Origin of the sequence: Microbacterium sp. MEJ108Y (assembly GCF_000834175.1) — a bacterium.
Lineage (GTDB): Bacteria > Actinomycetota > Actinomycetes > Actinomycetales > Microbacteriaceae > Microbacterium > Microbacterium forte.
In genome coordinates this window covers 67,215-80,374 of record NZ_JXQX01000004.1, presented here as the reverse complement: position 1 = coordinate 80,374, position 13,160 = coordinate 67,215, and the positions used below count along the sequence as shown (strand labels likewise).

Sequence of the window (13,160 nt, the reverse complement as noted above, 5' to 3'; positions counted from 1 at the left end):
CAGGAGCACACATGACCTTCGACGCAGCATTCGACTGGGCGCGCCGTCACGTGCAGGCGGAACACCTGCCGACAGCGGTGCTCGGCATGGCGACCGCCGACGGGATCGTCGACCTCGAGGGATTCGGGGCAGCGACCGATGCCGTGTACCCGCTGTTCTCGATCACCAAGGTGCTCACCGGCATCACCGCGACGAGAGCCATCGAGCGCGGTCTGCTCACACCGAACACTCCCCTCACTGATGCGCTGCCCGATTTCGGATCGTCCCGCGATGACATCGTGCGACTCCGGCACCTCGCATCGCACACCTCCGGGATCTCCGAGCCCGCCCTCGACACGGCTCTGCCGCTGCGCCAGGAGCTGCTCACGAGAGGGCGGGACTTCGCTGCGGGAACGGCCTCGCGCTACTCGACGATCGCCTTCGAGGGCATCGCCGCGCTGATCGAACACGCGACCGACACGACGTGGGATGCCGGGACCCTCGAGTGGGCCCACCGCATCGGCGCGATCGGACTGACCCTCGACACCGCGCAGTCGGTCGGCGTCCCTGATGCCGCGGCGGGCGGGCTCGACCTCGACCGGTTCCACGCGACGCGTGCGCCCGGTGCGGGGATGCTGGGTCGCGCAGAGGACCTGCTCCATCTCGGCGCCGAGCTGCTGCGCATCGGCCGCGGCGAGCGCGACGGCATCCTGTCTCCCGCCGGCCTGGCGATGATGCTGCGCCCGCTGACCGGCGACATCCCCCGCCTCGACCCCTACCCCGACGGGCGCGGGCAGGACTGGGGGTTCGCGTTCAACCTGCGCTCGCGGGCGCCCGGGCTCGTCGACCGCGACGTCTACGGCCACGGCGGCTGGGCCGGCACCGAGTTCTGGGTGCACCCCGGCGCAGGGATCTGCTGGGTGCTGCTCACGAACGCGGCGGTGCGCCCCGGCGTCGACGCCGACGAGCTCGACAACGCGATCGTCGCGGCCCTGTAGCCGCCGACCTTCACTTGACACGGCCATCGGCTCTGTCTAGTGTTGAGACATTGAATGAAACGATTCAAAACCTCGATGAAGAGAGACCACCCATGACCCGCGTCGCGTTCCAGTTGCAGGTGCGTCCTGAACTGCTCGACGAATACCTCGCCCGTCACTCCCCCGTCTGGCCCGAGATGCTGGCCGAGATCGCGGCCGCAGGCCGACGCAACTACTCGCTGTTCCTGGCGGAGGGCGGCACGCTCGTCGGCTACTACGAGACCGACGACGATGCCGCAGCGCAGGCCTACCTCGCCGCATCCTCCGTCGCCGCGCGCTGGGAGGCCGAGATGGGGCGCTTCTTCGTCGATCTCGAGGGCCGCCCCGACCAGGCAGCCACCGCGCTCACCGAGGTGTTCCACCTCGAAGACCAGCTCGCCCACGCCGGCGGCTCCCCCGAACCCGACACCGACAACGACAACCGCAACGACACCGAAGGCAGCGCCTCATGAGCATCCTCTCGTCCGACAACCTCGCCGCTCTCGAGCAGCAGGGCATCGAACTCCCCAGCTGGGCGTTCGGCAACTCCGGCACCCGGTTCAAGGTGTTCGGCACGCCCGGCACGCCGCGCGACCCGTGGGAGAAGATCGCGGATGCCGCGCAGGTCAACAAGTACACCGCGCTCGCCCCCTCGGTGGCTCTGCACATCCCGTGGGACCTCGTCGACTCGTTCTCCGACCTCCGCAAGCACGCCGAAGACCTCGGCGTCACCCTCGGCACGGTCAACTCGAACACATTCCAGGACGACGACTACAAGTTCGGAGCCCTGACCCATGAGGACCCGACGATCCGTCAGAAGGCGATCGACCACCACCTCGCCTGCATCGATGTGATGGATGCCACGGGCAGCCGCGACCTGAAGATCTGGCTCGCCGAGGGCTCGAACTACCCGGGCCAGGCCGACCTGCGCGGCCGTCAGGACCGCCTGCAGGAGTCGCTCCAGCAGATCTACGCGCGCCTCGGCGACGACCAGCGCCTCGTGCTCGAGTACAAGTTCTTCGAGCCGGCTTTCTACCACACCGATGTTCCCGACTGGGGCACGTCGTACGCCCAGGTCTCGTCGCTCGGCGACAAGGCCATGGTGTGCCTCGACACCGGCCACCACGCCCCCGGCACGAACATCGAGTTCATCGTCATGCAGCTGCTGCGCCTGGGCAAGCTCGGCTCGTTCGACTTCAACTCGCGCTTCTACGCCGACGACGACCTCATCGTGGGCGCGGCCGACCCGTTCCAGCTGTTCCGCATCCTGTTCGAGGTCGTCCGCGGCGGCGGCCTGAACAACCCCGACGTGGCGTTCATGCTCGACCAGTGCCACAACGTCGAAGACAAGATCCCCGGTCAGATCCGCTCGGTGCTCAACGTGCAGGAGATGACGGCCCGCGCGCTGATCGTCGACCGCGATGCGCTGACCGCCGCGCAGAAGTCGGGCGACGTGCTGGCCGCCAACGCCGTGTTCATGGACGCGTTCTACACCGATGTGCGCCCGGCCCTGGCCGAGTGGCGCGAGTCGCGCGGACTCGCCGCCGACCCGATGAAGGCCTACGCCGAGTCGGGCTACCAGCAGAAGATCGCTGCCGACCGCGTCGGCGGCGTGCAGGCCGGCTGGGGCGCCTGAGCGCGCATCCTGACTCGTCGGGGTGCGGGAGCCGATCCCCGCGCCCCGACGTCCCATCGACAGAACGGATGACGCTGTGAGAGACCAGGTGCTCGACGGTCCGCATGGACCGTTGCGCGTGCGCGTGTACGAGCCGGAGAACCCCGCGGGGCCCGGGCTGGTCTGGGTGCACGGCGGCGGATTCGCCGCGGGCGAGATCGACATGCCCGAAGCCGACTGGGTCGCGCGGAGCTTCGCCGATCGCGGCATCGTCGTGGTCTCGGTGGACTACGCCCTCGCTCCGTTCCCTCGTGTCTGGGCCGCTGCGGCGGACGCACCCGAACGCGAGGGCGTGCACTACCCCGTCGCCTCCGACGAAGTGGAGCACGCGTTCCGATGGGCAGTCGCCTCCGATCTCGCGGAAGGCCCGTGGTCGATCGGCGGTGCGAGTGCCGGCGGCAACCTCGCGACCGGTGCGGCACTCCGTCTCAGCCATGGCGCAGGCCCTTTCGCGGCACTCGCAGTGCTCGCCTACCCGACGCTGCATGCCGTGCAGGGCACACCGGATGCTGCACTTCGCGCCGCACTCGATGCCGACCCCGAGGCCGACACCTTCGGCCCCGAAGCCGTGCGTGGAATGTATGAGAACTATCTCGGAGGCCCGGTCTCGGCTGCCGAGGTCTACGCCGTTCCGGGCACGGCATCCCCCGCTCAGCTCTCGCACTTCCCCGCCACGATCATGATCAACGGCGAGGTCGACGAGCTCCGCGTCTCGGGCGAGGCGTTCGGCGCCTTGCTGCGCGACGCCGGCATCGCCCTCGACATCTCCACCGAGCCGAACACCCGCCACGGCCACCTCAACCAGCCAGAACTCGCGGCGGCGACCGCATCGATCGATCGCTTCGCCGCCCGCATCCTCGCCACGTCCTCCGAGCACAAGGAACAGTCATGACCAACCCCACCGCCGCCGCCCTCATCGAGCGGTCGAACCGCCTGGGCGCCGATCCCAAGAACACCAACTACGCGGGCGGCAACACGTCGGCCAAGGGCACCGAGACCGACCCGGTCACCGGTCAGCCTGTCGAGCTGATGTGGGTCAAGGGATCGGGCGGAGACCTGGGGACCCTCACGGAGCAGGGCCTGGCTGTGCTGCGCCTCGACCGCATGCGCGCGCTCGTCGACGTGTATCCCGGCCTCGACCGAGAAGACGAGATGGTCGCCGCGTTCGACTACTGCCTGCACGGCAAGGGCGGCGCCGCCCCGTCGATCGACACCGCGATGCACGGCCTCGTCGATGCCGCACACGTCGACCACCTGCACCCCGACTCGGGCATCGCGATCGCCACCGCCGCCGACGGCGAAGAGCTGACCGCGAAGATCTTCGGCGACAAGGTCGTGTGGGTGCCGTGGCGTCGCCCGGGCTTCCAGCTCGGACTCGACATCGCCGCGATCAAGGAGAAGAACCCGCAGGCGATCGGCACGATCCTCGGTGGACACGGCATCACGGCCTGGGGTGACACGTCGGAGGAGGCCGAGGCCAACTCGCTGTGGATCATCGACACCGCCGCCGCCTACATCGAGGCCAACGGCAAGGCCGACCCGTTCGGCGGTGTCCGTGCCGGCTTCGAGGCCCTCCCCGAAGCCGAGCGTCGTGAGCGCGCCGCCGCCCTCGCCGGCACCGTCCGCGGCATCGCGTCGACCGACAAGCCGATGGTCGGCCACTTCGCCGACTCCGACGTCGTGCTCGACTTCCTCGCCTCCGACCGGGCCCCCGAGCTCGCCGCTCTCGGCACCAGCTGCCCCGACCACTTCCTGCGCACCAAGGTCAAGCCGCTGATCCTCGACCTGCCCGTCACGGCATCCCTCGACGAGCAGATCGCCCGCCTGCACGAGCTGCACGCCGAGTACCGCGCCGACTACCAGGCCTACTACGACGCGCACGCGACGGCCGAGTCTCCGGCGATCCGCGGCGCCGACCCGCTCATCGTGCTCGTTCCCGGCATCGGCATGTTCTCGTACGGGGCGAACAAGCAGACCGCCCGCGTCGCCGGCGAGTTCTACGTCAACGCGATCAACGTCATGCGCGGGGCCGAGGCGCTGTCGACCTACTCCCCCATCTCCGACGCCGAGAAGTTCGACATCGAGTACTGGGCGCTCGAAGAGGCGAAGCTCCAGCGCATGCCGAAGCCGAAGTCGCACCAGGGCCGCATCGCGTTCGTCACCGGGGCTGCCAGCGGCATCGGCAAGGCCATCGCCACCCGCCTCGCGGCCGAGGGCGCCTGCGTCGTCATCGCCGACCTCGACCTCGAGAAGGCCCAGGCCGCCGCGGCCGAGCTCGGCAACACCGACGTCGCTATCGGCGTCGCGGCGAACGTCGCCGACGCCGATGCGATCCAGGCCGCGCTGAACGACGCCGTGCTCGCGTTCGGCGGCGTCGACCTCGTCGTCAACAACGCCGGACTCTCGCTCTCGAAGCCGCTGCTCGAGACCACCGAGAAGGATTGGGATCTGCAGCACGATGTCATGGCCAAGGGCTCGTTCCTCGTGTCGAAGGCGGCAGCCCGCGTGCTGATCGACCAGAAGCTCGGCGGAGACATCATCTACATCTCGTCGAAGAACTCCGTCTTCGCCGGCCCGAACAACATCGCGTACTCGGCGACCAAGGCCGACCAGGCCCACCAGGTGCGACTGCTGGCCGTCGAGCTCGGCGAGTTCGGCATCCGCGTCAACGGCATCAACCCCGACGGCGTCGTGCGCGGCTCTGGCATCTTCGCCTCGGGCTGGGGCGCGAACCGCGCCGCGACCTACGGCGTCGCCGAGGAGGACCTCGGTCAGTTCTACGCCAACCGCACGATCCTCAAGCGCGAGGTCGTTCCCGAGAACGTCGCGGATGCCGTCTATGTGCTGACGGGCCCCGAGCTCAGCCGCACGACCGGTCTGCACATCCCGGTCGACTCCGGCGTCGCCGCGGCGTTCCTGCGATGACTGTCCGCGCCGTCGCCGCCGTCGACCTCGGGGCGACCAGCGGTCGCGTCATGATCGGGCGGATCGGCGACGGCCGGCTCGACCTCGAGCTCGTCTCACGGTTCCCGAACGGGCCCGTCGAGCGCGAAGACGGACTGCACTGGGACTTCGGCGCTCTCTACGAGCATGTCGTCGCAGGCCTCGCCGAGGCCGTTCGTCGCGAGCCGGGCATCGAGAGCATCGGCATCGATTCGTGGGCCGTCGACTACGGCCTCGTGAAGGACGGCGGGCTTCTCGCTGAGCCGTTCCACTATCGCGACGACCGCACCGTGCGCGGCGTCGCGGAGGTGCACGCCGAGGCGCCTTTCGCCGAGCTGTATCAGCGCAACGGGCTGCAGTTCCTGCCGTTCAACACGCTCTATCAGTACGGGGTCGACGCGCGTCTCGCCGACGCCGACACGGCGCTGCTGATCCCCGACCTCATCGCCTTCCTGCTCACCGGAACGTCCGTCGCCGAACGCACGAATGCCTCGACCACCGGACTGCTCGGCGTCGAATCGGGCGAGTGGGACAGCGAGCTGGCCGAGCGCCTCGGCATCCCGTCGGGCATCCTGCCGACGCTCGTCGATCCGGGCGAGACGATCGGCACCCTGCGACCCGAGCTCGCTGAACGCGTCGGCAAGGAGCTGCCCGTGATCGCGGTCGGCTCGCACGACACGGCATCCGCCGTCGTCGCCGCTCCGCTGTCGACCCCGCACTCCGCGTACATCTCGTGCGGCACCTGGGGCTTGGTCGGCGTCGAGCTGACCGAACCGGTGCTGACCGATGCTGCGCGCGGGGCCAACTTCACGCACGAGCTCGGCGTCGACGGCCGCTACCGGTTCCTGCACAACGTCACCGGCCTCTGGCTGCTCAGCGAGACCGTGCGCGCGTGGGAGACGGAAGACGGAACGTCGATCGACCTGTCCGAGCTGCTGACTGCGGCATCCGCGGTCACGGGCGACGTGCCGATCTTCGACGCCGACGACTCCTCGCTCAGCGCACCGGGAGACATGCCCGCGCGCATCACGGCGCTGCTCGGGTCAGAAGCGCCGTCATCGAGGCCCGCGTTCGCACGGTCGATCGTCGAGTCGATCGCCACGGCATTCGCGGGTGCCGTGCAGACGGCATCCGATCTGTCAGGGCGCGAGCTCGACAGCATCCACCTGGTCGGAGGCGGCTCGCTGAACCGCCTGCTGTGCCAGGCGACGGCCGATCGCACCGGTCTTCCCGTGCTCGCGGGCCCCGTCGAGGCGACCGCTCTCGGCAACGTGCTCGTGCAGGCGCGCGCTCTGGGCGCCGCTCCCGACTCCCTCGAGGAGCTGCGAGCACTCGTCGCCGCGACCCACGAGCCCGAGCGCTTCGACCCGCGCTGACCCGCTCGCACCGCTCGGGCGGCTGACGCCACTGTGCGCAGTCGGCTGCCCGGATCACGGATGGATGCCGAGAACACCCTTTCTCGGCATCCATCCGTGCTTCGGCATGCACGTGTGTCGCGCGGGACACTCGCAGGACGGGCGGAGCGCTGCGCCCTGCCCCCGGCACACGAAAGGGGCGCCGGGCCGAAGCCCGACGCCCCCGACGAACCCGACTCAGAAGTCGAACTCGCCGATGTTCTCTGCGTTGAACTCGAACGGGTCGCCGAGCAGCACGACGCCGTCAGCGCCGACCGTGTACTCGCCGAGCTCGCCGGCTTCGAAGGTGTCGCCCTCTTCGCCGGTGATCTCGCCCTCGATCAGCGCCTTGGACGCGAAGGCCGCCAGGTAGCCGAGGTCGGCCGGGTTCCACAGCGCGAACGCGGTGACGGTGCCGTCTTCGACGTACTCGCGCATCTGGTTCGGGGTGCCGAGACCGGTGATCGCGACCTTGCCCTTGTAGTCCGAGGTCGAGACGTAGCGCGCGGCAGCCGCGATGCCGACCGTGGTGGGCGAGATGATGCCCTTCAGGTTCGGGTGGCTCTGCAGCAGGGCCGCAGTCTTGTCGAACGACGTCTGGTCGTCGTCGTCGCCGTAGACGGTCTCGACGATGGTGATGTCGGGGTACTCGCTGGCGACGTACTCCTCCATGAGTTCGATCCACGCGTTCTGGTTGGTCGCGTTGGCGGATGCCGACAGGATCGCGACCTCGCCCGCTCCACCGATCTGGTCGGCGATCAGGTCGACCTGCACCTTGGCGATGCCCTCGGAGTCGGCCTGGTTGATGAACAGGTCACGGCACTCGGGGTTCGTGTCGGAGTCGAAGGTGACGACCTTGACGCCGGCGTCGCGAGCCTCGTTCAGCGCATCGCAGATCGCCTTGGGGTCGTTGGCCGAGACGACCAGCGCACCGACGGCCTGCTGCGTCGCGGTGTTGATGTAGCTGACCTGCGCGTCGGGCGTGGCCTCGGCCGGGCCGACCTCGGCGAACGTGCCGCCGAACTCGTCGACGGCCGTCTTGCCGCCCTCGCTCGAGGTGTCGAAGTAGGGGTTTCCGAGGTTCTTGGGCAGGAACGTGATCGACAGGTTGTCGGACCCGCCGCCTTCGCCCTCGCCCGAACCCGAGCCGCCGGTGCCGCCGCTGGTGTCGGCGCAGCCGCTCAGCACGAGCGCTGCGGCCACGGCGACCGCCGCGAACCCCGCGATCTTCTTGCGTGCAAACGTCATTGTTCTTCCTTTCGTGATGATCACCGCTGGCGGGTGCCGACGATGAGAGGCTGCCTCATGGTGCGGGAGAGGCCGCTACGCGGAGGGGCGGGCCGGCCTTCGACCTGACGCGCTGCGCCCAGGCGAGGACGCTGGCTGCGACGACCGAGAAGATCAGCAGACCGCCGGTGATGATGTTGATGACGTCGGAGGTGACGCCGGCGAGGCGCAGGCTGCTGCCGAGCACCCCGATCAGGAGCACCGCGGCGACGACGCCGTGCAGGTGACCCCGTCCGCCGAAGACCGAGACTCCGCCGAGCACGACGGCCGCGATCACCTGCAGTTCGAGGCCGGTGGCGTTGTCTCCGCGGGCGCTGCCGAACCGCAGCGTGTAGAAGATGCCGGCGAACGCGGCGACGACACCCGAGAGCACGAACAGGATGAACTTCGTGCGTTCGACATCGACGCCCGAGAAGCGCGCTGCGTCCTTCGAGAGTCCGATCGCGAAGATGCCCCGACCGAAGGGGGTGAAGTGCAGCAGCACGGCGAACAGCACCAGCAGGATCAGGAACGGGATCACGATGTACGGGATCGTCGTGCCGGCGATCTTCGCCTTCGCCAGCGCCGTCCACGTCTCCGGGAAGTCGGTGACCGCGGTGGTGCCGAGCAGGCCGACCGCGAGGCCGCGGAAGAGCGCGAGTGTGCCGATCGTGACGGCGAGCGAGGGCAGGCCGACGACCGTGACGAGGAAGCCGTTGAAGGCCCCTCCCACGACTCCGACCAGCAGCGCCGCCAGGGCTGCGACCTCGAACGGCGCACCCGACTCGGTGAGCACACCGGTCACGACGCTGGCGAGTCCGACCATGGAGCCGACCGACAGGTCGATCTCGCCGGTGATCATCACGAGCGTCATCGGCAGCGCGATCAGCAGAATGGGCGCGACATCGAGCAGGAGGTAGTTCGCCGTGATCGGCTGCGCGAAGCCGCGGATCGTGACGGCCGCGACGATCGCCACCAGCACGAGCAGCGCGATGATCGCGAACTCGCGGTTGACGAAGATGCGACGCCACAGGGGCCGGTCGTAGTCGCGGATGACGCGCGTCGACGTGGTCGTCGTTGCCGTGGTCATGATTCGTCCCTCGCTTCGATGAGCTGGCGTCTCTGTCTGACCGCGAGCACCCGGTCGAGCACGATGGCCCCGATGATGAGCACGCCGACCACGGCGCGCTGCCAGAAGTCGGGGATGCCGAGAATCGGCAGTGCGCGGTTGATGGTCATCAGGAGCATGGCGCCGATGGCCGCACCCCAGACCGTGCCGACACCGCCGGTGATCGCGATGCCGCCGATCACGGCCGCGCCGACCGCATCCAACTCCCAGCCGCTGCCGGCCTGTGAGCTGATCGATCCGTAGCGCGCGGCGTAGAAGACGCCGGCCAGCCCGGCGAGCGCGCCGGAGAGCACGAACGCGGAGAGCACCCGGCGGGTGACCTTGAGGCCGTAGAGCTCGGCGGCCGAGGGGTCGGATCCGATCGCGTAGTACTCGCGGCCGCCCCTGGTGTTGCGCAGATACCAGGCGGCCAGTGCGAGCACGATCACCGCGACGATCGACAGCACCGGGATGAAGAGGATCTGCTGGGTGCCGAGCGCGAGGAAGTCCTTCGGCATGTCGGAGGCGTTGATGCGATCGCTGCCGGTCCACAGCACGTTGATGCCGCGGTAGGCATAGAGCGTGCCGAGTGTGATCACCATCGCCGGCACCTTGGCGAATGCGACCAGGGCGCCGTTCACGAGACCGAGGAAGGCTCCGAGCAGCACGGCTGCGATCACGACGACGACGATCGGGATGCCGGGCACGTCGACGAAGAGGCGTCCGGTGAGATATGCCGTCAGGCCCATGACCGAGCCGACCGAGAGGTCGACGTTGCGGGTGATGATCACGATGGCCTGGCCGACCGCGACGAGCATGAGGATCGACGGCGTCAGCAGCAGGTCGCGCCAGCCGTCGGCGCTGAACAGGAAGTTGGGGTTCTTCACCGTGGCGGCGATCACGACGAGCACGAGGGCGGCGAGGATGCCGAACTCCCGTGCACGGCCGATGCCGCCCGGCTTCTTGGCGATCGCCGGAGCGGCGGCCGCCGGCGCGGTGGTGAGGCTCATGACTGCAGCTCCGATGAGTGGGTGGCGGCGAACATGACGTTCTCGCTGGTGGCGTCGTCGCGGGAGATCTCGGCGGTGATGCGCCCTTCGCGCATCACGAGCACGCGGTCTGCCATGCCGAGGACTTCGGGGAGCTCCGACGAGATCATCAGGATCCCGAGGCCCTCGCCCGCGAGCTGCGAGAGCAGGCGGTGCACCTCGGACTTCGTGCCGACATCGATGCCTCGTGTCGGCTCGTCGATGATCAGCACCCGCGGGTCGGTTGCCAGCCACTTGGCCAGCACGACCTTCTGCTGGTTTCCGCCCGAGAGGGTGGCGGCGACGGTGTCGAGCGCGTGCGTCTTGACCTCGAGGCGCGATGCCCACTCCTTCGCCGCACGGTTCTCGATGCCGCTGGTGATCAGACCCCACTTCGACAGGCGCCGACGGATCGCGAGAGTGATGTTGCCGCCGACACCCGCATCGATGACGAGCCCCTGCTTGCGGCGGTCCTCGGGGACGAGCGCGAGGCCGCTGCGCATCGCCGCGGTGGGGTTGCGGCGTGCGACGCCTGCGCCGAGCATCCGCACCTCTCCGTCGCTGTACGGATCGACGCCGAAGACGGCACGGGCGACTTCGGAGCGCCCTGCCCCGACGAGGCCGGCCAGGGCGACGATCTCGCCCGCGCGAACGGTGAAGGAGATGTCGTGGAAGACACCGGGGCGGGTGAGGCCGGTGACCTCGAGCAGCGGTTCGCCGATCGCGGCCTCCTGCTTGGGGAAGAGCTCGGTGACGTCGCGACCGACCATCTGCCTGACCAGGTCGTCGACCGTGGTCTCGGCGATCGGGGTCGTGTCGATGTAGGCGCCGTCGCGCATCACGGTCACCGTGTCGCACAGGTCGAACACCTCGTCGAAGCGATGCGAGATGAAGAGGATCGCGCGGCCCTCGTCGCGGAGACTCCGCGCGACGGCGAACAGACGGTCGACCTCGACGCCGCTGAGCGCCGCGGTCGGCTCGTCCATGATCAGCACGCTCGCGTCGAGCGAGATGGCCTTGGCGATCTCGATGATCTGCTGGTCGGCGATCGAGAGACCCTCGGTGATGCGGTCGGGGTCGAGCGTCACTCCCAGGCGACGGAAGATCTGGTCGACCTCGGTGCGCATGGCTTTGCGGTCGATGCGTCCGAGGAGTCCGGTGGGCTGACGCCCCATGAAGATGTTCTCGGTCACCGAGAGATCGGGGAACAGCGTCGGCTCCTGGTAGATGACCGCGATGCCTGCGGCCTTCGACTGGGCCGTGCTGGTGAAGTCGACGTCTTCGCCGTGCAGGCGGAAGTCCCCCGAGTCACGACGGTAGAGACCGGCCATGATCTTCACGAGCGTGGACTTGCCCGCTCCGTTCTCGCCGATGAGGGCGTGGATGGAACCGGGGCGGAGCGTCAGGCTGCCGGAGCGGAGCGCGACGACGGGGCCGAAGGACTTCACGACCCGATGCAGCTCGAGCGCGGTGGGGGGAGCGCTGCGGGCGGAGGCTGCGTCTACCACTGGCTTTCCTCTCCGTTGAGGGGGATGATGATCGGAATGAACTTTACCTGAATCGATTCAAGCTCGTTTCAGGCTAGTGTATGTGATGCCGGTCTCAGGTCAACCCCCGATGCCGAAGCGTGATCCGCCCGACGACGAGAGGACAGCCGAATGCCGATCAGCATCCGCGATGTCGCCGTCCGTGCGGGCGTCTCCGTCGGCACGGTCTCGAACGTGTTGAATCGGCCGGACGAGGTCTCCAGCGACTCGGTCGAACGTGTCACGCAGGCGATCGAAGAACTCGGCTATGTGCGCAATGACGCGGCACGCAAGCTGCGAGCCGGTGTCAGCACGACCGTGGGATTCGTGGTGCTCGACGGCCAGAACCCCTTCTACAACGACGTCGTGCGCGGGGCGGAGGACGAGGCATCGAGCCACGGCATCGCGATCCTCTACGGCAACACCGACGACGACCCCTCGCGGGAGAAGGTCTACCTCGATCTGTTCCGCGAGCAGCAGGTGCGCGGTCTGCTCATCGCCCCCTACGGCGACGTCATGACGCAGCTGCGCAGGTTCCGCGCGAGCGGCATCGCGACGGTGCTCGTCGACCGGTTCAGCGCCGACAGCGGGTTCTCGTCGGTCTCGGTCGACAGCGTCGCGGGCGGGCGGCTCGCGGTCGAGCATCTGATCGAGGGAGGTCGGCGGCGCATCGCCTTCGTCGGCGGCCCCTTCGACATGCGCCAGGTCACCGACCGTCTCGCCGGCGCTCGTGCCGCGGCCGAGAACGCGGCCGTGCACGTCGAGCTCGAGGTCGTTCCGACTGCGGCGATGACCGTCGAGGAGGGCGTCGCCGCGGGCGCGCGCCTGCTCACCCGCCCGCGCCGCGAGTGGCCGGATGCTCTCTTCGCCGCGAACGACCTGCTCGCCCTCGGCCTGCTGCAGTCGCTCGTGGCCGGTGGACGCCTGCTCGTGCCGCAGGAGATCGCTCTGATCGGCTTCGACGACAACCCGTTCGCCGCGGCCGCCGCAGTCCCGCTGTCATCGATCCGCCAGCCCAGCCGCATGATCGGGCGCACCGCGCTGCGGATCGTGCTCGAAGAGGCGGCCGACCCTGAGAGCATCCCCCGGCAGACCGTGTTCCCGCCCGAGCTGATCGTGCGCAGCTCGACGAGCGGCTGACCGGTCCGTCCGCGGCGCAGCGTTGCGGGACGGATGGCTGACCGATTCCCGGTTGGCTGCCGCCTGACACGCGGATGATCAGCAG

11 protein-coding genes are annotated in these 13,160 nt (G+C 68.9%); 7 read left to right on the top strand and 4 right to left on the bottom strand.

What is annotated here, in order from left to right:
* Positions 1-11: 11 nt before the first annotated feature.
* From RU09_RS02305 to RU09_RS02280, 6 genes are all read left to right on the top strand, one after another.
* Positions 12-977, top strand: coding sequence for a serine hydrolase domain-containing protein (locus tag RU09_RS02305; RefSeq protein WP_042537042.1), 966 nt, complete (start codon positions 12-14; stop codon positions 975-977).
* Between the two features lie 92 nt (positions 978-1,069).
* A complete protein-coding gene (locus RU09_RS02300) occupies positions 1,070-1,468 on the top strand; it encodes an L-rhamnose mutarotase (RefSeq protein ID WP_042537040.1) in 399 nt (132 codons plus the stop codon).
* Positions 1,465-2,631 carry an L-rhamnose isomerase gene (gene rhaI / locus RU09_RS02295; protein ID WP_042537037.1) on the top strand — a complete coding sequence of 389 codons (1,167 nt, stop codon included), beginning with the start codon at positions 1,465-1,467 and terminating at the stop codon, positions 2,629-2,631. The genes RU09_RS02300 and rhaI overlap by 4 nt, the downstream gene beginning before the upstream one ends.
* 76 nt (positions 2,632-2,707) lie before the next feature.
* The gene (locus tag RU09_RS02290; protein ID WP_042537035.1) at positions 2,708-3,562 is read left to right on the top strand and encodes an alpha/beta hydrolase; all 855 of its coding nucleotides are present in this window, start codon (positions 2,708-2,710) and stop codon (positions 3,560-3,562) included.
* The gene (locus RU09_RS02285; RefSeq protein WP_042537032.1) at positions 3,559-5,595 is read left to right on the top strand and encodes a bifunctional rhamnulose-1-phosphate aldolase/short-chain dehydrogenase; all 2,037 of its coding nucleotides are present in this window, start codon (positions 3,559-3,561) and stop codon (positions 5,593-5,595) included. Before RU09_RS02290 ends, RU09_RS02285 begins: the two co-directional genes overlap by 4 nt.
* A complete protein-coding gene (locus RU09_RS02280; protein WP_042537030.1) occupies positions 5,592-6,989 on the top strand; it encodes a rhamnulokinase in 1,398 nt (465 codons plus the stop codon). Before RU09_RS02285 ends, RU09_RS02280 begins: the two co-directional genes overlap by 4 nt.
* A 216-nt stretch (positions 6,990-7,205) precedes the next feature.
* Here RU09_RS02280 and rhaS read toward each other — a convergent pair whose 3' ends face one another.
* The 4 genes from rhaS to RU09_RS02260 are packed head-to-tail and all read right to left on the bottom strand — an operon-like array spanning position 7,206 to position 11,917.
* Positions 7,206-8,255, bottom strand: coding sequence for a rhamnose ABC transporter substrate-binding protein (gene rhaS, locus RU09_RS02275; RefSeq protein WP_042537028.1), 1,050 nt, complete (start codon positions 8,253-8,255; stop codon positions 7,206-7,208).
* 55 nt (positions 8,256-8,310) lie between these two features.
* Positions 8,311-9,363 (bottom strand): ABC transporter permease, encoded by a 1,053-nt coding sequence (locus RU09_RS02270; RefSeq protein WP_042537026.1) that lies wholly within the window; start codon positions 9,361-9,363, stop codon positions 8,311-8,313.
* Entirely contained in the window at positions 9,360-10,391 is a 1,032-nt protein-coding gene (locus RU09_RS02265) for an ABC transporter permease (protein WP_042537024.1), read from the bottom strand. The genes RU09_RS02270 and RU09_RS02265 overlap by 4 nt, the downstream gene beginning before the upstream one ends.
* The gene (locus RU09_RS02260; RefSeq protein WP_042537021.1) at positions 10,388-11,917 is read right to left on the bottom strand and encodes a sugar ABC transporter ATP-binding protein; all 1,530 of its coding nucleotides are present in this window, start codon (positions 11,915-11,917) and stop codon (positions 10,388-10,390) included. The genes RU09_RS02265 and RU09_RS02260 overlap by 4 nt, the downstream gene beginning before the upstream one ends.
* A gap of 150 nt (positions 11,918-12,067) precedes the next feature.
* On the opposite strand from RU09_RS02260, the gene RU09_RS02255 reads away from it, so the two are divergent.
* On the top strand, positions 12,068-13,075 hold the full coding sequence (locus RU09_RS02255) for a LacI family DNA-binding transcriptional regulator (RefSeq protein WP_042537018.1): 1,008 nt from the start codon (positions 12,068-12,070) through the stop codon (positions 13,073-13,075).
* The last annotated feature ends 85 nt before the right edge of the window (positions 13,076-13,160 follow it).

Bases quoted from the DNA above. Each gene is read 5' to 3' on its own strand.
- RU09_RS02305 (WP_042537042.1), top strand. From the start codon at position 12: ATGACCTTCGACGCAGCATTCGACTGGGCGCGCCGTCACGTGCAGGCG.
- RU09_RS02300 (WP_042537040.1), top strand. From the start codon at position 1,070: ATGACCCGCGTCGCGTTCCAGTTGCAGGTGCGTCCTGAACTGCTCGAC.
- rhaI (WP_042537037.1), top strand. From the start codon at position 1,465: ATGAGCATCCTCTCGTCCGACAACCTCGCCGCTCTCGAGCAGCAGGGC.
- RU09_RS02285 (WP_042537032.1), top strand. From the start codon at position 3,559: ATGACCAACCCCACCGCCGCCGCCCTCATCGAGCGGTCGAACCGCCTG.
- RU09_RS02280 (WP_042537030.1), top strand. From the start codon at position 5,592: ATGACTGTCCGCGCCGTCGCCGCCGTCGACCTCGGGGCGACCAGCGGT.
- rhaS (WP_042537028.1), bottom strand. From the start codon at position 8,255: ATGACGTTTGCACGCAAGAAGATCGCGGGGTTCGCGGCGGTCGCCGTG.
- RU09_RS02270 (WP_042537026.1), bottom strand. From the start codon at position 9,363: ATGACCACGGCAACGACGACCACGTCGACGCGCGTCATCCGCGACTAC.
- RU09_RS02265 (WP_042537024.1), bottom strand. From the start codon at position 10,391: ATGAGCCTCACCACCGCGCCGGCGGCCGCCGCTCCGGCGATCGCCAAG.
- RU09_RS02255 (WP_042537018.1), top strand. From the start codon at position 12,068: ATGCCGATCAGCATCCGCGATGTCGCCGTCCGTGCGGGCGTCTCCGTC.